We start from the raw sequence: 21,923 nt of genomic DNA, 5'->3' as shown, positions 1-21,923 counted from the left end.
ATAAATAAAGTATAAAAAAATTGGCACTGCGCTTGCTTTGTATACAGAGCTTGGCTTTGACAACTCTTGGGATGGAACAATGAATAAATTAAAGTTGACTTGCGTTGCAGTTAGCTTGGGTCTTGCGGCCACTGCTGCTAATGCAGATATGATTAGTGAATTTAGCTACTTGAATGACGCTGGTTTTGCTGATTACGCGCCTTCTGCGACCGTAACCGGTACTGGTGATACCAACGATCTGTTCGACGATTCTTTCAACGGCGCAGCTGCTTTCTTCGGCGCCCCAGCTGACGGCGTTTTTGAGAAAAGTCTTGCTTGGGGCAACCCAAACAACGCTCAGAATGCTCAAAGCTCATTGGTAGTGGATGACGAGGCCACTGGCGTTATCACCACGTCTACCGATGAAGAAGCGCTGATCTGGGCTGATGGTGTTGGCCTTACCCACAACAACTTCACTGTAACCGGTGGCGGCTACTTGGATACTGCACTGTTGGTAGATGGTCTGTTCCTCGATACCAGCGTACCAGCAACCATGCCTTGGGATATCGCGGCACCGGTACTGCCATTCGCAGTCGTGTTCGACGAAACCCCTAACTCTGGTGGCGTGGGTGGCGTGTGTCCATACGGCGGTGTATCCGGTGATGCAGACAACGTTGGCGGCTGTCGTGATGGTTTCGCGGTAGTGATTCCTGATGATGCAGCGATTACCGAAGCCATCGATGGCGACTTGGTGTTCGCAACCTCGCTAGGCGTAATCGGCGGTGACTATGAGTACACCATCTTCACTCGCTTGAGCGGTATCGATATCGTTCCATTGGCAGGTGACTGTGACGGTCTAGCGGTTAGCTGTTACGGCTTCCTGACCGTAGAAGGCGCAATCAACTCTCTGGACGCTGAGTTCGCGATTCTGGCCCGTGCGCCAGAGCCAGGTACCCTAGCTGTACTAGGTCTGGGTCTGTTAGGTTTGGCGGGCGTTCGTCGCCGTCAAGCTTAATACGCTAACCGCCTGAAGTCGTAGTTGGTTGGACGTTGATTAAAGCGCAGCAAGTCTGCGCTTTTGTTTTTTCTACTAACTTTAAAACAAACCTGCAGTTTCAGGGAGTTGGAATAAACATTGATAAGGATACTGAGGGGCCTGCATGATCAAGAATAAAACTATTAAAACGTTGGCTGCCACCCCTGTGATTGGTGCGGCGGTTAGAGGCGGCATTTCGCTGATAGTTAAACGTGAAGCGAAGTTGATTGCCAAACACTTCTCCGAGTATCTACAACCGGTTGTTGCGTTTAAGCCTGAGATGCGCAGCGAGGCATTCCGGATCCGCCATGATGTCTATTGCGAGGAGCTCAAGTTTGAGCCTGAGCGCGAAGACAAAATGGAGCAGGATGAGTTTGATGAATACTCGCGTTTTTGCTTGATCCAGCACCTGCCATCTAACAACTACGCAGGTTGTGTGCGCATCGTTTCGCCACATGCCAGCGCTAATGAAGAACCACTACCGATTGAGAAGTTCTGCTCCAATGCCATCGAAGGTGCCCGTCACCATCCTTCTCAGTTTGAGCGCAGTGAGATTTGCGAGATTTCGCGGCTGGCAGTAAGACCACAGTTCCGCCGTCGTAAAGCGGATAAGTTTGATGGTGCTGCCCACGGTGCGATTAACGAGCAAACCTATTCTGAAGAAGAGCTGCGTTGTTTCCCGTTCTTAGCTATAGGTCTGTACCTGTCTTGTGCGGCCTTGGCCGTTAGAAATGGTATCCATCACGCCTTTGTGATGATGGAGCCCCGCTTAGCACGCAGCATGAGCTTTTTGGGTATCAAGTTTGAACAGCTTGGCCCTGCCATTGATTACCACGGACTACGTGCGCCTTACTACATTAGCGCGAAGATGCTAACTCGCAGCTTGCCGGTGGGTTTTCAGGCCTTGATGAAGAACATCGATGATGAAGTGGGTAAAGGCTGTATGGCTGCGCGTGAAAGCCTGCCACAAGATGATTACATCCGCCGTATGTACGTGCCTAAGCAGGAGAAGATCTGGCTTCCCCATGACCAGCGACTACAACTGCCGGAGCATGGCCATGGGAAATCACCGATTTTACTGACTGAGTCGTTCAAGTAGTTCTTGCTTGAGCTGTTTGAGAGCCTCTTGCTGAGGCTCTAACCCCCCCAAATGCTGCGAAGCCTGCTCGGTCTGCTCGGCAGCAATCAACGCTTCCGCCAGATGTAAATGAATTTCCACATCTTCTGACTGCGCAGCCGCTTGCGTCAGTAGCTCTACCGCGCGATTAGCATCACCGTTTTTAAGCAGCATGTAGCCGTAGGTGTCGATAATCGCAGGATGCTCACTCTGTTGCTGATAGGCGGTCTCGGCATAGCTGAGGGCTTGCGTTATATCACCAGCCTGCTCGTAAGCCCAGGCGAGGTTGTTGAGGGCCACTACATCATCTGGACGCTGCTCTAGCAGCTTCTTGTAGTTGGCAATGGCGCTGCCTGGGTTTTCTTTGATCTCCAGTTCGGCCAGTTGATAGCGCAGGGCAGCGGCTTCATCGCCAAACTGATTAAGGGAGTTTTGCAAGAAAGTGATAGCGTCTTGCCGGCGCTGCTGATTAAGCAAGGACGCCACGTAGTAGCGCGCCGATTGCAGGTTGGGACGCTGGTTAAAGGTATCGATAAAGGCCTGTTCTGCGTTCTCCCAATCTCGTTGCTCGAAGTAGATAAGTCCTTTGCGTTGCAGCACGGCGGGGTGAGCTTGCCGTTGCTCGCTGAGTGCACCCAGTGCCTTAATCGCGCCATCAAAATCGCCCTTACCTTGCAGCAATTGGGCCTTAATCAGCGGGATACGAGGGTTGTTGGTAAACTGGCGCTCGGTCTCGGCTATCAGACTTAGGCCTTCGTCGAAGCGCTGCTCCATATTCATTAGCAGCAGGTTGCGCAGGTGGGCTTGCAGCGACAGTGGCGTGGTATTCAGCCATTGCGCGTACACCTCGCGGGCCTGCTCTAGCTGTTGGTTACGCAGGTGCAAATCACCCAAGCGCAGCCAATGGTTGTTGGTACGCAGGTTGGCGGGGATCGACTCGAACAGGGCAATCGCTTTGTCGTCGTCGCGGTTTTGGATATAGCCCAGCGCCGCCTGCTCTTGCAGCGAAGCACTGTCGGGTTGCTCGGCCATTTGCTGTTCAACCAGAGCAATATAATCAGGCAGCTTTTCGGCTTTGACCGCAAGGCCCAGCAGGGTACGTGCCACCACTAAGTTATCCGGGTTTTGTTGCTTCAGTGCGTACACATCGGCAAAGGCCTGATCGCTGTCGCCTTGTTCCGACTGTAGGGCGTATAGTCCAAGCTTGGCCGCTAGGTCCTCGGGGTTGGCATCGAGCAGCTGTTGATAGCTCTGCTGCGCCTTATCCAACTGCCCGAGCTTTTGATAGGCGTTGGCTTGCAGCAACACCAAGGGCTGGTAGTTGGGGCTGGTCGTTAGGGTTTGCTCACTGACCTCGAGGGAGGTTTGGAAATCGCCGCGTTGGGTCAGTGCATAAGCATAGGCAAACTGCACCGCCAGCTCACTGGGCTGCTCTTGCGCTTGTTGTTGTAGCTTGGCGAAGGCATCGCTATCGCCGTTTTGGATTTTTAGCAGAGTCAGGCGCAGCTCAGAGCGTGCATCGCCCAGTTCGGTGCTGCGCTCAAGCAGCGCTTCACCGGCTTCGTTGTGGCCAAGTTTACTTAGCTCGGTGCCCATCAGGGCCATAAATTGGGAGTCTTGGCTGTCGGTGATATCGAAATCATCCAATGAGGCTACCGCTTGGTCTAATTGACCAAGCCGCAGTTGGGTGGCGACCAGTAAGCGTCGCGCCGACTGGCTGTCGGGCTGTACCGCCACCAGTTTTTGCAGCTCGGGTAGGGCGCGTTCGTACTGACCCATGCGGAAGGCTGAGGCGCCAGCTATCAGGCGGGTTGGCCAGTGAGTCAGCCCAGTATCGAGGGCGGTGCGCGCATGGTTATAGGCGCTTTGGTAATCCTCGCCTTGATAGCGGATCTGTGCTTTTAAGATATTGGTCATCGGGTGATTGGGCGCGACCCGCAGGATGCGATCAACGGTGGGTTCGGCCTCGGGGTATTTCTGTTCGCGTACCAAGGATTGCGCCAGATACAGGTGGCGCTGGATATCTAGCGGGCGCAGTCGTGACGCTTTTTGGTAGGCTTCTGAAGCCGCTTCAAGTTTGCCCTGTGCGCCTAAGTAGTGAGCGCGGATCAACCACAGCTCTGGGTCGTCGGCATCGCTGGCTAGCAAGCTTTGGAAGGTTTGCTCAGCCTGCTCATGGTTTTGATCGATGCCATCGATGCTGGCGCTGGCCAGACGCACATAACGGTCATCCGGGGCCAGTTGCTTGGCTTGCTGCAGGGTGAACTTGGCTTCATCTAGCTGGTTGTTCTGCAGGTAGGCAAGAGTTTGCAGGCCAAGCAGAGGGCCATCTTGGCCGCTGCCGGCAGCCGGGTATTGCTGCAACAGGATCTCAATTTCGCTGTATTGGCCGCTGGCCAGATAGTTAAGTGCCAAGCCCACGAGATAAAGGCCTTCTTCTGGGGCCAGACTCAGTGCGCGACCTAGCTCCTTTTCGGCATTGGCGTAGTCACCTTGGCCAAGGTAGACCTGTCCAAGCTGGTAGCGAACCGCGGGGTTTTCCGGCTCTTTTTTGGCGGCGTTTTTGAGTTCAATGATGGCGGCGGCTGGGTTGTTCTCTGCCAGGTAGCTGACCGCTTTTTGCTGGTGGCTTTCCACACTGTCACTGCAGCCGGTGATAAATGCGCCAACGATCAGGCCTAAAGCTAAGGTGCGCGTAATCCGTTTCATGCGTGCTCTTCCTAAGCGAATGTTATGAAAACATTAAAAATATAACCCCTTAGTCGGGGAAAGTCGCGTGCTGTCAGGTGCTAATTCGCCTTCAAGCGCGCAGCTTGTAAGGTTTTATCGATCTTCCTGTGCCTGCTGTTACAGCCGAGTACTGAGCTTGGCATGGAATAGGGCGGCACTTTTGCTCATATCATCGTGCAAGGCGATGCGCTTGAGTTGATGCAGCGGCAGCGGTTCGCTGCTGCAGTTGCTGCCATTCTCGGTGGATACCGCCGCCAGATAATGTTCCGAGGCCAGCGCTTTGGCTGCGGGTGTGATATCGCCATTGGGATAGCAGAACAGCTCAATGGGAATGGCGAATTGCTGCTCCAAACTGCGCTTACTCTCTATCAGCTCTTTTTGCAGTTGCTGTTCGCTGAGATCAGAGTGCATCCGACAGTGGCTGGCAGTATGGCAGCCCAGCTCCATTAAGCCGGAATCGAGCATTTCTTGCATCTGCTGCTGATTGATGATGTCGGGGTCGGCCGAATCGAGTTGCTCCTGAAAAGGCGCTAAGGTTTGATGGATATGCTCATCGGGAAACAGCTTGAGCTTGCTGATTAGCTCGGCCAGCAGCTCGTTATCGATGGGCGAGGCGTTGCCCTCGCTGAGATTGAGCTGGGTAAACAGCGGCTGAGAGAGCAGGGCTTGGGCATTGCTCGAGCGCAGCAGTTTAAGGATTTGATTGGGCCAGAACGGCGCGGCCTTGCCCAAGATATCGCTGACCGCAAACAGGGTGAATGGCGCCTGCTTGGAGCGCAGGATTGGGAAGGCGTATTGGTAGTTATCCAGCCAGCCGTCGTCAAAGGTGAGCGCCACACAGGTGCCCTTGGGCGGATTGCCGCTTTGGTAGGCCTTTAGCCAGTCGCCCAGTTTGACAATGGTATAGCCGGAGCGGCGCAGCTGATCGATATGCATCGCCAAGGTGCGTGGGGTGACCATCATGCCAGGCTCTTCGAGGCGGGCTCGCGGGTCATCTTTCGGCAGTACCCGGTGATACATCAAGATCAGCAGCTGGGATTCGGCGCGGGAGAGTTGCCAGCGAGAATACAGCGCCAGACCATGCACGTAGAAGTACTTCAATATCATCTTAATCATTATCAGTGCTTCCCAATCAGCTGGAGAAGATACTGCCGGAGCTCAAATTTGGCAGGACCGAGATCATCAAGGCGGTTCACCTCGTGTTTACGTTGCGAAAACTTGGGCAACAAGAATGCTGCGATACGGCGCAGCTTGGCTATCGCGCTGTAATTAGACGACTTTAAGCAGATGTATAAGCTGTCCAGATCGCCCAGCAGCCAGCGTAGCTGTTGGCCCTGGCGGTAGGCTGGCTGAGGCGGCAAGGCAGCGGCGCTCTCGCCTGCCAGCAACAACTTCGGAAAGTCCACCCCTGCATCGATGGCCAGCTGCAAGGAGCCCCAAAAGCGGGTATTCACTTCCATCAAATAGGCGGTGCCATCGTCGCCGATGCGAAACTCCACCATGGCCACGCCATGCCAGTTGGCATCATCCAATAGCTGTTGCGCCGCGGCCAATAGCTGCTGGTCGGCCGCGCGGCTTTCGCTAAGCACGCTCACCCCACCGCCGGGCGGTTTCTCACGCAGTCGACAATGGGCAAAGTGGGCCGCCATCTGCCCGCGTTGGTAGTAACAGAAGATTCCGCCGCCATGGCCGGGAACAAAGGCTTGCAGCATAAAAGGATGACCCTGAAAGTAGGGCAGTTGCAGGGCCTGCTCCAGCTGTTGTGGATTGTGAATGATATGTACCTCGGTGCTCAGCCAGTGATCGCCTTGGTAGATACGCGACAGGTAGGGCTTTAGCACACAAGGAAACGCGCAGCTGCTGCCATCGAGCTCGCTGGCATCGTTGAGGTAGCGGGTTTCGGGCACGGCCAGCCCAAGTTGCTGGGCGCGCAGGGTGAGCTGTACCTTATCGCTTAGCTGAGTAACCACCTCAAGCGGCGCGAAGGGCATGGCTAAGTCGGGGAGCTGGGGCTGATGGGCCAGCAATAGGCGGCTGCTAATCTCTGTCATCGGAAGCACCCAGCGGTATTGTCGCTGGGAGAGTTGCTGGGTCAGCCAGTCAATAAACGCCAAGGGCTGCTCGGCCGGTGAGGGCGATTGCAGATAGTCGCGACAGTGGCGCGAACACCCGGCGAGCGCTTGCGCGGTGTCGTCGGCGCAGTCGATCTGATAATCGCCTGTGGCGCCCAAGCTGCGGGTGACGGCCAACGCGCTGCGCTGGTTGGCGTCTAATACGAGGATTGCTTCCATGCTATCTCATTTCCATGATTCTAAACCTAGCTTAAATACCTTATTTATCAGGTACAAGCAGTATTCGCTGGGAGGCTAGCAGATCCTTGTGACAGCGAGAATAGCCAGCGTGGCGCGCCACAGTAGATGTGGTTTCTCAATTTGGCTTAGGCTAAGCTAGGGCTACTTAGCAAGTTAAGGATGACCGCTTAAGTAACCATGACCACCATCATGCACCTGATAGACACCACCGGACCGGGTGGTGCCGAAGATGTCTTTATTACACTGGCAGACCAGCTACGCCACCACCAACTCGACTCCTTGGTGGTGATCCGGGGTGAAGGCTACGTGGCCGATACCCTGCGCGCGCGCGGGCTGGAGCCGGTGATCATTCCCGCCAAGGGCAGCTTCAATGTGAAGCTGGTATGGCGGCTGGCACGGCTGGTGCTCAAGCATCGGGTCTCGCTGATCCAATCTCACCTACTCGGCTCCAACGTTTATGCGGCCATTACCGGCTTAGTCACCGGCACACCCGTGGTGGCCACCTACCATGGCATGGTCGACGTCGCGCCCGACGAGCGTTTCCGCCGGCTTAAGCGCACCATGATGAAGTGGGGCATCAAACGTTATGTGGCGGTCAGCGACAGCCTTAGCCAGCGCATCCAACAGCTTGGCTTGCTCGATGCCATACGCACTCGGGTGATCTACAACGGCATCGATGTGGCGGCCTATGCCATCGAGCCATCGAATGCCCTACGCGAACAACTACAGATCCCTGTCGATAGCCTGCTGATTGGCGCACTGGGCAATATTCGCCAGCCCAAGCGCTACGATGTGTTGCTCGACGCCCTTGCCAAATGCCACGGCGAGCGCCCGGTAGTGCTGGCAATTGCCGGCGACCCCAAGGCCAAGCTTATCGACGCGTTGAAACAGCAAGCCAAAGACTTGGGGCTTGAGCAGGTGCACTTTCTCGGCTTTGTTTCTGATACTCCAGCCTATCTGGCCGGGCTGGACCTGTTTGTGTTGTGCTCCGACTCCGAGGGCTTTTCCATCTCAACCATCGAAGCGCTGGCCTGTGGCTTGCCGATGGTACTGACCCGCTGCGGCGGCCCCGAAGAAATCATCGGCGACAGCCGCGAGCTGGCGCACTTTGCCAGTCCGGCGGACAGCGATGATTTGGCGGCCAAGCTGACACAGGCCATGCAAGCTATCGATAAGGGCGAAACGCGCAGCGCTGCGGCTCGGGCCTGGGTTACCCAGCGCTTTTCCATGGAGGCCATGCTGGCGGGGTATTTGTCGGTGTATCGTGAATTAGGTGTGGATTGTCAGGTACCACAGCTTACCGCCGAGGAGGGGCGTTAATGATTACAGCCCATATTCAGGACCATTACGGGTCTAAATCGGGACTACTCAACTTTAGTATTCACCAATTGAAGCTGTGGCTGGGGCGCTATCGCCCGGCTCAAGACCTTACCCAGATCAAGCGCTTGGTGTTTATCTGCAGTGGCAACATCTGTCGCAGCCCCTTTGCTGAGAAGGTGGCGCGGGCTAAAGGCTTCGATGCCATTTCGTTTGGTTTGGACTGTCGTGGCGGCGATGCTGCCAACGAGCGCGCTACTGCACTTGCCGGGGCACATCAGGGATTGATGGAGCAACACCGCTCGCAGAATCTACGTGACTATAGCGCCCACGCGGGCGATCTGCTGTTGGTGATGGAACCGGAACAGCTCACCCGCACCAAGGCGCAGTTACCCAACAGTGAAGTGGCGCTGTTAGGCTTGTGGTGCAAGCCCTCGGTGGCCTATCTGCACGACCCTTATGCGGCCTCAGAAGCCTTTTTCGAGCGTTGTCTTAGCGCCATCGAGGACGCCACCACCCACCTAGTCGAGAGCATTTATGCTGCCAACCAAAACTAGCGCTGAAGTCGGCGAGCTGTTTTTCTTCAAGCTGGGGCGCTTGTGGCAGCAGTTCAAGCAGGAATCTTTGGCCTTTAAGTTTATCTGTGGCTACTTGTTTGTGGAGTACTTCCGGCCGCAAACCATCTATCCGGCGCTGGACATCCTGCCTTGGGCGCAGTTTTTCTTAGGCGGCGCCTTAATGTTCACGGTGATGGACAAACAAGCCCGGCTCGCCTTCTCGGCGGTGCACTTTTGGATGCTGATGTGGGTGATTGTCATCTACAGCTCGTTTCTGGTGGCCTTTAACGTTAGCTGGTCGCTGGACAAGCAGATCTTCTTTATCCAGTGGGTCATCGTATTCTTCATCATCAGCATGTTGGTGACCACCCGTGCCCGCTTCTACCTGTTCTTTATGGTGTTTATGATCTGCGGCTTTAAGATTGCGCTGGGCACCACGCGGATCTGGGTGATGCGGGGCTTCTCTTTTACCACTTGGGGCTTGGCGGGGCCGTCGGGCTACTTCCAGAACTCCGGCGAGCTGGCAATTTTGATGCTCACCTTGCTGCCGATCTCCTACTACCTATGGGTTGCCCATCGTCATTCTCTGCCGCGCTTCGAGAAGCTGTTTTTAACCCTGTGTATGGTATGTCCATTTTTGACCATCATCGGCTCCAGTAGCCGGGGCGGGCAGTTGGCGATGCTGGTGCAGCTAGGGATCATGTTCCACCGACAGATCTTTAAGCCCAAGATCATGGTAAGTGTGGCGATTATTGGCGCGCTTGGCTTTGCGGTGCTGCCCGACGAGCAGAAAGAGCGTTTCTCCGGCATCGGCACCGACAAGACCTCCCAACAGCGAATACTCTACTGGGAAAATGGCTGGGAGATGATCAAAGACCATCCGGTGCTGGGGGTGGGCTATTACAACTTTATTCCTTACTACAACACCTACTACTCCGAAGATATCGTTGACCGGCGTAAGTCGGCCGAGCTGCCACACAACATCTTTATTCAGGTGGGCACCGACGCCGGCTTCTTAGGGTTGTTTGTGTTCGTTATTTTGATCTGCCTGTCGCTGTTTAAGCGCCTTCCCGACAAAGACCGCTATCCGATCGAATACAGCATTATGCGCGGGCTGAGGATGGGGACGCTCGGCTTTTTGATTGCCGGACAGTTTGTCACGGTGACCTACTACCCCTTCCTCTGGATGAACTTGGCCTTGCAGTGCGCCATCTCGGTGGCTTGCCAGTCCAAGCCGGCAGTGCCGAGGATGAACCAGCGACGCGCTGCTATCGAGGATAGCCCCGATGGTGAGCAGCAAGCAGAGGGGCGAACAACAAGGTGAGTGAAGCGTTGAGCAATAAGGCGAGTAAAAAACGGATCCTCTGGATTAACCACTTCGTGCCTTACCCACCCAAGGGCGGCCTGCTGGTGCGCACCAATGGCCTGCTGGAAGGGGTGGCCAAAGAGCACCATGTCAGCCTGCACTGTCTGGTGCAGCCGCGCATTCTGGCGCCGTATTTTGATGGCCTGGAGCAGGGGCTAAGCAAGGCGAAGGAGCACCTGAGCAGCTTGGTGGATGAGCTGCAGTGGTTCTCGCTGCCCTCAGAGTCGCATCGGCTCAACCGGGTCGCCTTGGCCTTTGCTTCGGTCTTTACCCGCGCCCCCTATTCGGTGAACTGGCTGTATAGCCGCCAGTTTAAGCAGCACATTCACAAGCTGCTGGCCGAGCAGCACTTCGATCTGATTCATATCGACACCATGGGCTTGGCCCAGTACCTGCCGGACAATCTGCCCTGTCCGGTTATCGTCAATCACCACAACGCCGAGCACGCCATGATGTGGCGTCGAGCCGACAAGCAGAGCAACCCGCTCAAGGCCTGGTACTTCAAAATGGAAGGCGACAAGATTGCCCGTTATGACGCCAAGCAGATGCAGCGCCTGCCCTTGCAGATCTGCTGCTCCGAGGGCGACGCCCAAGAGCTGCGCCAGCTCGGCGCCCAGCAGGTTGAGCTAGTGCCCAATGGGGTGAAATACCTGCAAGTGGCCGAGCGCAATATCGAGAGCGGGCACCTGGTGTTTGTCGGCGGCCTCGACTGGTACCCCAACCACGACGCGGTGGTTTATCTGCTAACGGAGCTATGGCCCGCGCTCAGCAAGGCCTTCCCCCAGCTGCACCTGGACATTATCGGCAAAGATCCCAGCGAGCAGATCCTCGCCCTTGCCGGGGGTTTTAGTAATGTCACCGTGCATGGCTTTGTCGACGACCTGAACTACTACTACCAGCGAGCGATGGCCTGCATCTGCCCCCTACGCGACGGCGGCGGCACCAAGTTAAAAGTGCTGGAGGCCATGAGCCATGGCTTGGTGGTTTTAGGCTCCGATATCGCCTTTGAAGGGATTGCCGTGGCAGACCGTCAAAACGGCATGGTAGCGAATAGCCTGGACGAGTATCGCTCTGCGATTGAGCAGCTGCTGGCGGAGCCGGGGACTGCCCAACAGATTGGTGGGGCGGCCAACCAGCTGGTGGCTGAGCGCTATGATGCTAAGCAGATTGCGCGGGATTATAGTCGGATGATTCGACAGGTTGTGGAGGCAGGGTAGTTTTTCCTGTTTTGGGGACTGCGTGCTCTGGTCTATCGGCGTTTAGGGTTTTGCTTGGTTTGTTGTTGATAGCCCGCGTTTCGCCCTGACGGCGACTTACTTTTCTCTGCTTGTCCAGAGAAAAGTAAGCAAAAGAGAAGACACCCTCGGGGGCTGCTTGCTTACTCCGTTGCTCGTTCCAGGTGGGGCCGAATTGAACTCGCTCCGCTCAAACAGCAATTCGTCCTGATCCACCTTCCACTTGCGCTACTCGTCGCAGCCCAGAGGGACCCGGAAGATCGTTGCTAGTTTCTAACTCAGTTTTGCCCCATTCCTTGTTAGGGAGCCAGAAAAACTACTAGCTATACACCCAGCCCTTACCGTTTCCATGTATCCGCATGAGTGTTCCATCTTTCGCGCAGTCTTGTGAGATGCTGGATTTGTTAACTGGCTGATTGTACGCCACTATTTAAGATGTTAACTTTAGAGTCATTAGGGGATATATGGAATTTTTCCATGTTTAAACATGGAAAAATTCCATTGGATAAGATGTTATAGCCAAATCCAGCCACAACTAGAGATTAAAGCTTAAGTATCGGGAAGAACCGTTTGTATACTTTCAAAAACACGGAAATCAACAACAAGAAAGCTTCAGACTTTGAGACTAAGTCTTTGCTGTATTTGTTGGGCATGAGAAGTGATAGCGGAGAAATTGAAATAATTACTGTGGATTGCTTCAATGACGTGACAGGCTCTAATACGGAATTCAGCAAGCTCTGGGATGTACAAAGTAAAAACCACAGCAGCCTTCCTCCTTCTAAAATTGGTGAGAGTCTATACACGCTGTACGACAATTACGTTTCTTCTATTAGTTTTTATGAATATATATTGTTTATTCCTAAGCTGAATAGAGACTATTTAGTAGACCCTTCTCTAAATGTTTACAGCTATGAAAATATCAATGAAAAACAAAAAAAGGGTATAGAGAAGAAGCTTAAAGAAAAAATAAATGGAGACAAATCTGGAAGGGTTCCGCCACTATTTTTAGATTTCATGTCGAAAGTATGCTTTGTTGAAGACAACAAGAGAGTAAGCACATATATAAAGATGATTTCTAGATTTAAAAATAAGAAATCTATCCCTGAAGAGATATATGAACGAATATTTGTAGAAATTAGAAATGCCCAAGCAGCCCTTAAGAACTCATACATAGAAAACGAAAAAATAAGCAATCCCTCTGAAGTTCTTAAATTTAATCGACATATTACAAAGACAGAAATAAACACTCTATTGATTAGTAGGCTGGTTGGTATTGATGTGTTTTCTTTTCCGGGAATACCCGTGAGCTTCTTTGACGTATTAATGGGCAAGGATGAAGAAGAAAGAAAGGATTTGCTTCAAGAATGTAATGAAAATCTAAGTCGCGCTTTTTTTGACAAAAACGGTTGCAGGGAGTTTTGGAAAGTAACAGAAATACTGATAAAGATACTTAAAGAAAAACCCGACAATAGTATTTTTGATGTTTATGCGAGTTTAACATCAGTAGTTAATGTGAAAACAGAGTATTTAACAAAGGAAACGTTACTTTATATGATTTCTCTAGTAAAGACGGGGTTGGTAAATGCTAATTAAGAAAATTGCATTTGGTGATTCAGAAGAAGCGTTTGTTGAGAGTAGATTGGCTGATGGCCTAAATGTTATTTTTAGTGATGATAATAACAGAGGTAAAACTCTGGTTATGCAAGGTCTAATGTTTTCATTGGGCTATGAGTCTATCTTCCCCAGTTCTTTCAACTATAAAGATAAATATTTCTATTCCAAGGTTGAAGTGGATAATGTTAACTATGAATTCCTAAGGAAAAGAAACTCTATCGCCATAAAGACTGAAGATTCGTTACAAATATTTAATTCAGTTGGTGAAGCAAGGTACTTCTTAGATGAATTTGTTTTCCCAGTACCCAAGATTCTAAAGGAAACTCGACTTGCACTCGTAGATTTGAGCTTACTATATGAGCTATTTTTTATTGGTCAGGATAACAGAAATCCATCTGGACTTATAAGTAAGGGGCAATTTAATAAGTCTGACTTTAAAGCTATGGTTTATGATTTGGCAGGCTTGTCTGATAATCAGGTTAATACTGATGATATAAAGAGCATAAAGGAAAATATCAAATCCTTTAAATATCAGCTCAAAGAGATTAGAAAGAAAATATCAATTATTAGACAAAACCCAAACATTGCTGAGATAGCTTCTAGAACGTATGACTCTGAAGTTGTTCAGAAAAAAATTAAAAGGATAACCGAAATAAATGAAAACATATCAAAGCTTAAACGATTTCGGCAAAGAGAGATTAATAGAAAGTCTAAACTAGAACAGCTTATTACAGAGCTTAATTCGCTGAACAGAGATCTTAGTGAGGGCAATGTTCAATGTGGGGACTGTGGCAGTGACAAGATAGTATATTCTAATAGCGATCTAACATTCGAAATAAGTAACATCGATGTGCGAAACGGAATAATGAAGTCCATTGGTCAAAACATTAGTCAAAAAGCCGATATAATCATGGATTTCTCTGGGGAGATTAATTCTTTACAGAGTGAGCTAAATGAGGAAATGAAAGATACGCCACCAAATTTCCAGCAAATTGTTCTATATCAAGAGCAGGCTATATCAGAGGTGGATTTTGATGACCAAGCATTTTCTCTTTCCAATCAAATAAAGACGTTAGAGGATCAACTTAAATCATATACAAATATCGATGAATCTCTGAAAGAAGAAAGAAAGAGTTTCGATGATAATCTACTGAAGGAAATGAACGATCTATACAAGGCGATAGATCCTAGCGGTAATTTGGTGTTCGAGGATATATTCACTAAAAAGGGCGCAACCTTTTCTGGTAGTGAGGGGCAGGAGTTCTATTTTTGTAAAGTTATTGCCCTTAGAAAGCTTCTTAAACATAACTTTCCGATAATGATTGACTCATTCCGTGATGGAGAGCTATCAACAGGAAAGGAAGCTAAGATGCTTAAAATATATAATAAGATAGATAGTAAGATCATATTAACCTCGACACTGAAAGATGAAGAATATAGCGACGATAAATACTCCAAATTAGATGGTGTAAATGCTGTGGATTACAGCAACCATCAGGATTGCAAAATATTAGGTAAGCAGCATGTAAGAGAGTTTTTGGCGCTAATGTTAGGATTTGAAGGTCTTGTTCTGTAAAAAGCTATAACAAGCGCATGTTGTCGGACTGGTTTTCCGCTGCGCTCCAAACCAGCCGCAAATGCGGGCGTTAATCACGAATCTCTAGCGCGTTTTTGTCCAACTCCAAGTTTCAAAGTAACTTGCAGCGATCTCCCGGGCCCCTCTGGGCTGCGACGAGTACCGCAAGCGGAAGGCGGATCAGGTCGAATTGCTGTCTGAGCGAAGCGAGTTCAATTCGAGCCCGCCTGGAGTGCGGAACGCAGTAAGCAAGCAGCCCCGAGGGTGTCTTCTCTTTTGCCTACGTTTCTCTGGACAAGCAGAGAAAAGTAGGTCGCCGTCAGGGCGAAACACGGACGAACAGCAACAAAGAACGCTAAGTTACACACCTTAAACTCAGCCCACTCACGCAAAAAGTCGGCGCAGCCAAACCCAATCCTTCATCCAATATGTCGAACAATATGCGGCCCCAAAAGCCGCGTTAACACCACCGGCATCCGCTGCCACACCTTAATCATCAAGGCATACTTCGGATTATCAGGGTTAAGCTCCGCAGCTTGCTGCTGTTCGCTTAGGGTATACCAGTAATGAGGGTAGGCCTTCGCCCCCCACTGCTTTTTAAAGCGATAAGTACCCGCATCGCGGGTGGAGCGGCCGAAGTCGAAGTAGTTGTAACCCTGCTCAATGGCGAAACCGAGCACTTGGCGGTACATCCACATATTGGCGTTTAGGTTGTTGGCGCTGCGCAGGGTGGAGGCCCAGGGGATCTCCAGCACCTCGTTAAAGCCAATCAAAAACGCGGTCGCGACCGGTTTGTTGTGGTGATACACGCACACTAGCGTGGCCTTGAGTGAGGCCTGTTCCAGCAAGGTGCGAAACCATGCCTTGCTGTACACTGGGGTGCCAAGATCGCGCATGTTTTCGCTAAACACTCGGTAGTAATCATCGAGTAGTTCCAGGCCACCGAAGGCCACTCGCAGCTTGTGCTCATCGGCTTTGTTGTATTGTGCCCGCACCTTAGCGCCTAGCTGCTGTTCAAGCTGTTGGATATCGCTTGGTAGCGCCAGCAGCATCGAGACTTTCTTATCGGAGGGCTGCTCGCCCAGTTCGGGCTGCACGCAGCGTACTTCTATTCGCTCCAGCTGTTCAGTGCTTAATAGCGCGCGAGCTTTCTCGATTAAGCGTGTTGCTACTTGGCTGCAATCACAGACTGGCCCACCGTAGTTAAAGTAGGGCACGGAGATGGCGAAGCGGCCGAATAGCTTGCTGGATAGTGTATACAGCGGCAGGCCTCCGATAATCTGGCCTTGTGGGTCGCGGGCTATCAGTAGGCTGCAATCTAAACCAAAGGCCTGCAGGATGCTGTTGTGGATGGCTTGCTGGTGGTAGACGCTGGCCTTGGGGTGGCTTTGGCAAAAGCGAAACCACTGCTGCCAAATCTCATCATGCTTTGGGTGCTTTTGATGAAGGTGCTCTTGATGAAGGTGGTGACTGTTGAACGTTAGCTGCTCTGGCTGATAACGCTGTGTGAGCGGCTGGAAGTAGGCCGGCATAGAAGGTGTTGCTGGCTGTTCATTGGCCGCTGTTTGCTGTTTCTGGGCAAGCTTGATCTCTGCCTGTAGCTGCTTAACCTGCGCCGAGATCGCCTGCATCTGCGGGCGCAGTGCCAGCTGCTCGGCAGAGCCTTTGGCAAAGCGCTTAAACTGCCCAGAAATCTCGCCCTGCTGCTGCTTAAGCAGTTTGAGCTGTTGCTTGGCTTGTTCAACCGACGCTGTGTGGGTCACTACTCTGTCCTTTGCTAGGCTGCTCTTGAGAAGCTTGCTCTTGTGAAAAATGTTCTTGTGAAAAATGCTCGTGTGAATAGCGCTCTTGAGAGGAACCTGTTTGTGAAACGGCCTTGTTGTCGTGGCCAGTCAACTGATTCACCGTATCAATCATCTGCTCGAGGTGTTTGGGTTTTATCCCGCTATGCAGCGGCAGTGTCACCAAGCGGGCGGCAAAATCTTCGGCGTGCTGTTGCGGGCCAGCGAGAAGTACATCCTCGGTGACACCTTTTATATGATGCAGGGCGCGCTGATACATGGCTGAGCCGCCCAAACCGCGACGGCGCAGCGCGTGTAACAGTTGCTGGCTTTGCTCGGCGCTGTCCAATAGCAGAGGGAAGCGCAGTAAGCGACGGCCATCGCTTTCAAGTTGAATATGGCTGGGCAGCTCGGCTTGTAGCTGCTGCTGAGCCTTGAGATCGCGTGCTAGGTAATGGGCGGCATTAAAGGCAAAGGCGCGATTACGCAGGCTATCAAGTCCACTGATTTGCTCCAGCGGATAGTAGTGGGTTTCCCCCAGCTTGAGCCCCGGGATCAGGCTTAACAGCCCGTAGGGCAGGGGCTGCAGCAGTAGGTTGAGCAGCTTGGCCTTGAGCCAATATTGCCAAGGTGAGGCACTCGGCGCAGCGCTTAGCTGGCTTTGCAGGTAGCGGCTTTCATCGGCGCTGAGCTGTTGGCTGAGCATGGCGCCGCCGCCCATCAGGTTAACTGGCTTACCGCGACTCATCGACAGAATACTCAGGTTGCTGTCACAAGCACTGGGGGAAAACTCGCCTTGCTGCTCAGGCAGCCATTGGGCGCAGTCGTGGATAACCTGCGGCTTTGCAGGCTGATCGGATTGCTGCTCGGACAAAGCTAGCGGAAAGGGTAGGCCCAGCAGCGAGGGGGTAATCACCGCCAGCACCTCGTTATCGATGGCCTGCTCGAGCTGATCTTGCTGGTAGCGATACTCGCCATGGGCGATGTCGACTAACACCGGACGAAATCCGGCGAACACTGCTGCCGAGACCATGTCTGGGCAGCCGTAGCCGGGGATGCATACCTTAGGCGCGCTTACCTCTGGGTGGCGATACTTCACCAGTAGCAGCGCCAGCGCCAAGGCGGCGGTGCCACTGTTTACCCAATAGATGGGGGTGGCCGAGCTAAGCACTTGCGCGCTGCGTGGCGGATAGCGCAGACGGGTACCGACCGGTGGCAGTTGGCGGATCATCGCGCCGAGGGCTCCCACACATGCACCCGCCGACCTGCCATAAACTGGCAGCTGGCATCGAAGATCGCCAGATTCACCTGCACAAAGTAGTAGGCGAGGCGGATAATCATCTGTTCCTTGAGCGAGGGCTTATAGTGGGCGGCAATCACCACGCCATAGAACAGCAGCTGGCCGATAAACAGCAGCGGATAGAGCCCGCCTTGCCCCCAACACAGCGCGTTGCTGATAAACACCAGCAATAGCAGCCACGGCACCGCCCAACGCATCAGCTTGTGGCTGACTACCTGAAAGGCGAACATTCCAAAGCTCAGTGGGTTGAGCACCTGCGGGTAGCGCACCAGTGCGCTGATGCCGTGGATAATGGTGCGGGTTTTGCGGGCGTACTCTTTCTGCGGGTCTTTGAGATCGGGGTAGTAGCCGAGTACATCTGGCGCAGTAATCGCACGCAGCCCCACCTTGCTGCACTGTAGGGCGATGTTGAAATCGCTGGTGGCATAGATGTCCCAGTGCTCGCATACCTCGCGCCGTGCGGCAAAGAATGAGCCGCTCAGGCCGACCAATCCGGCCAGTCCCGACTCCAGCTTGCGCAGCCACATCTCGTATTTCACGTAGGCCCCTTCGCCGGCAATCTCACCATCCTGGCTTAAGAAGCGGTCTTCGCTGGAGAGGGCGCCGATCTGCGGATCGGCAAAGTAGCTGGTGAGTTTGAGTAAGGCATCTTCGGGGATGGTGGTGGCCACATCGGAGAATACCAGCAGCTCGCCGCCGGCTTGTTGGATGGCGCTAAGCTGGGCGTTTTCCTTGCCAAGGCGCTCCTCGGCGCGCACCAGTTTGATGCCTTGCTCGGCATAGCCGTTAACGATGGCGTCGGTGTCATCGCTGGAGCAGTCTGAGGCGACGATGATCTCTAAGATTTCGCGCGGGTAGTCGATGGCCAGAGAGTTTTTGATCTTCTCGGCAATATTGGCCTGCTCGTTATAGGCGGCGATGATCAGCGACACCTTGGGGCGAAACTCCTCGTCCCGGGTCACTTTTTTAGGGGCTTGTAGCTTGCTCAGCGCCAACAGCACGAAGGGGTAGATAAAGTAGCTGTAAACGGCACCGATCAGGCTCAACCAAAATAACACTTCAAGCACTGACCTTCCTCCATGAAAACCTTGCTTGCTTTTTAGTAATCGCCTCTCAGCGTTCGGCCGCATTGACGCGCTGAACGTGGGTGGATGAGGGGCTTGGATATAACACTAAGTGGTTCATTTCTTTTGACCTGTTCTAACATAGGCAATTGTGTCCGGCGACTCAATAGGCTCTTTCAAATTTGCTGGCTACCTAGTAGGCTGTAGTGGCTGTTTAGCAACAATTTTCTACAAGCAATTAGAGCTAAGTTGTCACACTCAAGGATGAGCATGGACCAAACACGCGAGCGAATTTCCAGGCAGGATATCGCCCTGACACTAGCATGGCTGGTGCCGGGGTTATTAGTGTTTGTGTTTGCTTATCAAGATAGCCTCAGTTATCTGCATACCCTGTGGTCGGCGAACAATGAAAGCTACTCCCACGGCTACCTGTTACTGGGCTTTGTTGCCTATCTGCTGGTTCTTAGCTGGCCGCATTTTCAGTTCTCTCCTACCAAACTTTTCTGGCTGCCCGCGCTGGCGTGTAGCGCATTATGGCTGGTTGCCTACGCGACTCAGGTGATGGTGGTTCAGGTCGCGTTGTTGCCACTACTACTCTATTGCTTATTGGCCAGTGTGTTGGGCTGGCGCCAATCGATTCGCTTGTGGCTGCCGCTGGGCTCGCTGTATTTAGCGCTGCCATTGGCTGATGTGCTGGTACTGCCCCTGCAAACTCTGACCACTAAGGTGGCTGGGGTGATCCTCGGCCTGATGGGGGTGACGGCCTATGTGGACGGCTTCAATATCTACTTCCCGAGCGGCACCATGCGCATTATCGGCGGCTGCTCCGGGCTTAACTATCTGTTAGCTGCGCTTTGCTTGGGGCTGTTTTATGCCCATCTGAATCTCAGCCGTTTTAAGTACAAGTGCCTGGCGGTGGGGCTGGCGATTGTGGTGGCCTTGGTTGGTAACTGGACGCGGGTGACCAGCTTGGTGCTGATTGGCTATTACAGCGAGATGCAGAGCCCCTTGGTGCATGAACATGGCTTTTACGGCTGGGCAGTCTTCGCCTGTTATTTAGTGGCTTATTTCTTGCTGATGCGGCGGGTACCGGACCAGCCTGCGGAGCAGCCAGCGGTTTCCCAGCTGCCGCCTCTGCCGGTAAAACACTTTGCGATTAGCCTGTTGCTGGTGTGTGCGCTGCCGCTGCTGAAAGAGCTGCGCGAGCCGGGATTTGATGCCCTGGCGCTGGAGCAGGCCGAGCAGTCGCTACCGCAAGGGCTCTTTCAAGACGGCTCTCAAGGGGGCTCTGAAGGGCTCTCTCAAGGGGGCTCTCAAGGGGTAGGCCAGTGGCAAGCGACCAATGAGCCACAGTGGCAACCCAATTACCGCGGCTTTGATGTGGCTGGCCACTGGCAGACCCGCCTTGGCGACAAGCAACTGAATCTGTCGGTGCTGACTTATCTAGAGCAGCATCAGGGCAAAGAGCTGATCTACTACCGCAACCGCATGACCCGCAAAGACCAGCAGGAGAGCCTGCAGCTGCAACCGGTTAGCTCGGATTTAGAACTGAACTACAGCGCCGTAACGGGTACTGCCACCGAGCAGCATGTCTGGTGGTTCTATCAGGTCGGCAGCGAGGTGACGCTGAACGAGCTGTCCACCAAGCTCGCTCAAGCCAAGCAGCTGTTTAGTGCACCGCCGGTGCGTTTAGTTGCGCTCTCGCTGAGCTGCGCGCCACGGCTGTGTCAGCAGCAACTCGCGGAGCTGGATCAATCCGCAGAGTTTAATGGGTGGTTGGCACAACTACCGGCAACCCCTGCAGTGGCGCTGCCATGAGCGCAAGCCAGCAGATGCGGGTGATGCATGTTCTGTCCGGCGATCTGTGGGCGGGCGCGGAGGTGCAGGCCTACACCTTGCTCAAGCAGCTACAGCAAGTCTGTCAGTTGTGTGTGGTGCTACTTAACCCCGGGCGCTTGCAGCGTGAGTTGGAGGCGCTGGGCATTGAGGTGGTGCTGCTGAACGAGGCTGAGCTGCGTTTTTTCGGGCTGCTGTTTCGACTCAAGCGTGAGATGGTGCGCTTTCAGCCCGAGGTGGTCCACAGTCACCGGCAAAAAGAGAATGTGCTGGCCAGCTTGGCCAACCTTGCTAGCGTGCGCGCGGTATGTTTGCAAACAGTACACGGCAGCGCCGAGTTTAATCCGAGTGTGAAGCAGCGGATTCAAGGAGCGCTGGAGTGGTGTTGTTCGCGCTATCTGCAGCGAGCCTTGATTGCGGTATCTGCGCCCTTGAAGCTACAGCTCAGCCGTCACTATCCGGAGCGGCAACTGGCGCTGATCTTTAATGGCATCGATGTGGCGGAGATCCGAGAGCAGCTTGAGCCCAAGTCATTGCCGGGAGGCGAGCCGGCGCTGCATCTGGGCATTGTGGGTCGGCTACAGCCGGTGAAACGGGTCGACTTGTTTATTGAGTTGGCCGAGCGGCTTGTAGAAGAGTTTCCGACGCAGCCTTGGCAGTTTCATATCTTTGGCGATGGGCCGCTTAAAGAGTCGTTGCAGGCGCAGGCTGAGCGCAGCCAAGCTGCCAGCCGACTACATTTTCACGGTCATAGCGATCAGGTGCGGGATTACATGAGTCAGCTCGATCTGCTGGTAATGACCTCCGATCACGAAGGGCTGCCGATGGTGGCGCTGGAAGCCTTGGCGCTAGAGGTGCCGGTGCTGGCCCACGCGGTGGGGGCATTACCTGAGCTGATTGGCAACCCAAACCTGCTGGTGGAGCAGCACACTGTGGATGGCTACTACCAGAAGGTGGCGCAGCTACTGGAGAGTGGACTGCCTGCAGTAAAACTTGCTGAGGCCTACAGTGCGCGAAGTAATGCTGAGCAAACCTTTGAGCTCTACCAACGTTTATTCGCAGAACGTTTATTCGCAAAACAAAAAGGAAGTGGTTGATTGTCG

16 protein-coding genes are annotated in these 21,923 nt (G+C 53.1%); 10 read left to right on the top strand and 6 right to left on the bottom strand.

Translation table 11 applies throughout. From position 1 onward, the window contains the following. The first annotated feature begins 79 nt into the window (after window positions 1-79). Together G462_RS0103885 and G462_RS21675 are read left to right on the top strand one after the other, a co-directional pair. Window positions 80-994, top strand: a complete 915-nt coding sequence (locus tag G462_RS0103885) for a THxN family PEP-CTERM protein (RefSeq protein ID WP_026957819.1) — start codon at window positions 80-82, stop codon at window positions 992-994. Between the two features lie 145 nt (window positions 995-1,139). Beyond that, window positions 1,140-2,114 (top strand): PEP-CTERM/exosortase system-associated acyltransferase, encoded by a 975-nt coding sequence (locus G462_RS21675; RefSeq protein WP_084404917.1) that lies wholly within the window; start codon window positions 1,140-1,142, stop codon window positions 2,112-2,114. Here G462_RS21675 and prsT read toward each other — a convergent pair. The 3 genes from prsT to G462_RS0103865 all read right to left on the bottom strand — a co-directional run bounded on the left by prsT (window position 2,091) and on the right by G462_RS0103865 (window position 7,153). Next, the gene (gene prsT, locus G462_RS0103875; protein WP_026957818.1) at window positions 2,091-4,841 is read right to left on the bottom strand and encodes an XrtA/PEP-CTERM system TPR-repeat protein PrsT; all 2,751 of its coding nucleotides are present in this window, start codon (window positions 4,839-4,841) and stop codon (window positions 2,091-2,093) included. The two genes, G462_RS21675 and prsT, sit on opposite strands and share 24 nt — an antisense overlap. Before the next feature lie 138 nt (window positions 4,842-4,979). Then, window positions 4,980-5,978, bottom strand: coding sequence for a polysaccharide deacetylase family protein (locus tag G462_RS0103870; protein ID WP_051326508.1), 999 nt, complete (start codon window positions 5,976-5,978; stop codon window positions 4,980-4,982). A gap of 2 nt (window positions 5,979-5,980) precedes the next feature. Next, window positions 5,981-7,153 (bottom strand): carboxylate--amine ligase, encoded by a 1,173-nt coding sequence (locus G462_RS0103865; RefSeq protein ID WP_026957816.1) that lies wholly within the window; start codon window positions 7,151-7,153, stop codon window positions 5,981-5,983. Between the two features lie 198 nt (window positions 7,154-7,351). Between G462_RS0103865 and G462_RS21670 the strand changes: the two genes are divergently transcribed. The 6 genes from G462_RS21670 (at window position 7,352) to G462_RS0103835 (ending at window position 14,839) form a co-directional block, all read left to right on the top strand. Beyond that, window positions 7,352-8,494 (top strand): glycosyltransferase, encoded by a 1,143-nt coding sequence (locus tag G462_RS21670; RefSeq protein WP_051326507.1) that lies wholly within the window; start codon window positions 7,352-7,354, stop codon window positions 8,492-8,494. Beyond that, window positions 8,494-9,048 (top strand): arsenate-mycothiol transferase ArsC, encoded by a 555-nt coding sequence (locus G462_RS21665; protein WP_035476650.1) that lies wholly within the window; start codon window positions 8,494-8,496, stop codon window positions 9,046-9,048. The genes G462_RS21670 and G462_RS21665 overlap by 1 nt, the downstream gene beginning before the upstream one ends. Further along, window positions 9,029-10,372 (top strand): O-antigen ligase family protein, encoded by a 1,344-nt coding sequence (locus tag G462_RS0103850; protein ID WP_026957814.1) that lies wholly within the window; start codon window positions 9,029-9,031, stop codon window positions 10,370-10,372. The genes G462_RS21665 and G462_RS0103850 overlap by 20 nt, the downstream gene beginning before the upstream one ends. Further along, window positions 10,369-11,631 (top strand): glycosyltransferase family 4 protein, encoded by a 1,263-nt coding sequence (locus tag G462_RS0103845; RefSeq protein ID WP_026957813.1) that lies wholly within the window; start codon window positions 10,369-10,371, stop codon window positions 11,629-11,631. Before G462_RS0103850 ends, G462_RS0103845 begins: the two co-directional genes overlap by 4 nt. Window positions 11,632-12,219: 588 nt before the next feature. Beyond that, window positions 12,220-13,242 (top strand): hypothetical protein, encoded by a 1,023-nt coding sequence (locus tag G462_RS0103840; RefSeq protein ID WP_026957812.1) that lies wholly within the window; start codon window positions 12,220-12,222, stop codon window positions 13,240-13,242. Further along, window positions 13,232-14,839: a hypothetical protein gene (locus G462_RS0103835; RefSeq protein WP_026957811.1), complete on the top strand. Its 1,608-nt coding sequence runs from the start codon at window positions 13,232-13,234 to the stop codon at window positions 14,837-14,839. The genes G462_RS0103840 and G462_RS0103835 overlap by 11 nt, the downstream gene beginning before the upstream one ends. A 419-nt stretch (window positions 14,840-15,258) precedes the next feature. Here G462_RS0103835 and G462_RS0103830 read toward each other — a convergent pair whose 3' ends face one another. The 3 genes from G462_RS0103830 to G462_RS0103820 are packed head-to-tail and all read right to left on the bottom strand — an operon-like array spanning window position 15,259 to window position 18,987. Next, window positions 15,259-16,602 carry a FemAB family XrtA/PEP-CTERM system-associated protein gene (locus G462_RS0103830; protein WP_051326506.1) on the bottom strand — a complete coding sequence of 448 codons (1,344 nt, stop codon included), beginning with the start codon at window positions 16,600-16,602 and terminating at the stop codon, window positions 15,259-15,261. After that, window positions 16,580-17,869, bottom strand: a complete 1,290-nt coding sequence (locus G462_RS0103825; protein ID WP_157378548.1) for a DegT/DnrJ/EryC1/StrS family aminotransferase — start codon at window positions 17,867-17,869, stop codon at window positions 16,580-16,582. Before G462_RS0103825 ends, G462_RS0103830 begins: the two co-directional genes overlap by 23 nt. Continuing rightward, complete coding sequence (locus G462_RS0103820) at window positions 17,848-18,987, bottom strand: glycosyltransferase family 2 protein (RefSeq protein ID WP_026957808.1); 1,140 nt, start codon at window positions 18,985-18,987, stop codon at window positions 17,848-17,850. Before G462_RS0103820 ends, G462_RS0103825 begins: the two co-directional genes overlap by 22 nt. A gap of 267 nt (window positions 18,988-19,254) precedes the next feature. Here G462_RS0103820 and G462_RS0103815 point away from each other — a divergent pair, with 267 nt between their 5' ends. Continuing rightward, window positions 19,255-20,802, top strand: coding sequence for an exosortase/archaeosortase family protein (locus G462_RS0103815; RefSeq protein ID WP_026957807.1), 1,548 nt, complete (start codon window positions 19,255-19,257; stop codon window positions 20,800-20,802). Then, a complete protein-coding gene (locus tag G462_RS0103810; protein WP_026957806.1) occupies window positions 20,799-21,917 on the top strand; it encodes a glycosyltransferase in 1,119 nt (372 codons plus the stop codon). The genes G462_RS0103815 and G462_RS0103810 overlap by 4 nt, the downstream gene beginning before the upstream one ends. The last annotated feature ends 6 nt before the right edge of the window (window positions 21,918-21,923 follow it).

The organism is Aliagarivorans taiwanensis DSM 22990, from assembly GCF_000429505.1.
Classification (GTDB): Bacteria; Pseudomonadota; Gammaproteobacteria; order Enterobacterales; family Celerinatantimonadaceae; genus Aliagarivorans; species Aliagarivorans taiwanensis.
The sequence above is the reverse complement of the archived record's forward strand: the minus strand, read 5'-3'. Positions and strand labels throughout refer to the sequence as shown.

Coding starts and splice junctions, on each gene's coding strand:
- G462_RS0103835 (WP_026957811.1), top strand. CDS start 13,232: ATGCTAATTAAGAAAATTGCATTTGGTGATTCAGAAGAAGCGTTTGTT.
- G462_RS21665 (WP_035476650.1), top strand. CDS start 8,494: ATGATTACAGCCCATATTCAGGACCATTACGGGTCTAAATCGGGACTA.
- G462_RS0103870 (WP_051326508.1), bottom strand. CDS start 5,978: ATGATTAAGATGATATTGAAGTACTTCTACGTGCATGGTCTGGCGCTG.
- G462_RS21670 (WP_051326507.1), top strand. CDS start 7,352: ATGACCACCATCATGCACCTGATAGACACCACCGGACCGGGTGGTGCC.
- G462_RS0103815 (WP_026957807.1), top strand. CDS start 19,255: ATGGACCAAACACGCGAGCGAATTTCCAGGCAGGATATCGCCCTGACA.
- G462_RS21675 (WP_084404917.1), top strand. CDS start 1,140: ATGATCAAGAATAAAACTATTAAAACGTTGGCTGCCACCCCTGTGATT.
- G462_RS0103865 (WP_026957816.1), bottom strand. CDS start 7,153: ATGGAAGCAATCCTCGTATTAGACGCCAACCAGCGCAGCGCGTTGGCC.
- G462_RS0103885 (WP_026957819.1), top strand. CDS start 80: ATGAATAAATTAAAGTTGACTTGCGTTGCAGTTAGCTTGGGTCTTGCG.
- G462_RS0103850 (WP_026957814.1), top strand. CDS start 9,029: ATGCTGCCAACCAAAACTAGCGCTGAAGTCGGCGAGCTGTTTTTCTTC.
- prsT (WP_026957818.1), bottom strand. CDS start 4,841: ATGAAACGGATTACGCGCACCTTAGCTTTAGGCCTGATCGTTGGCGCA.
- G462_RS0103810 (WP_026957806.1), top strand. CDS start 20,799: ATGAGCGCAAGCCAGCAGATGCGGGTGATGCATGTTCTGTCCGGCGAT.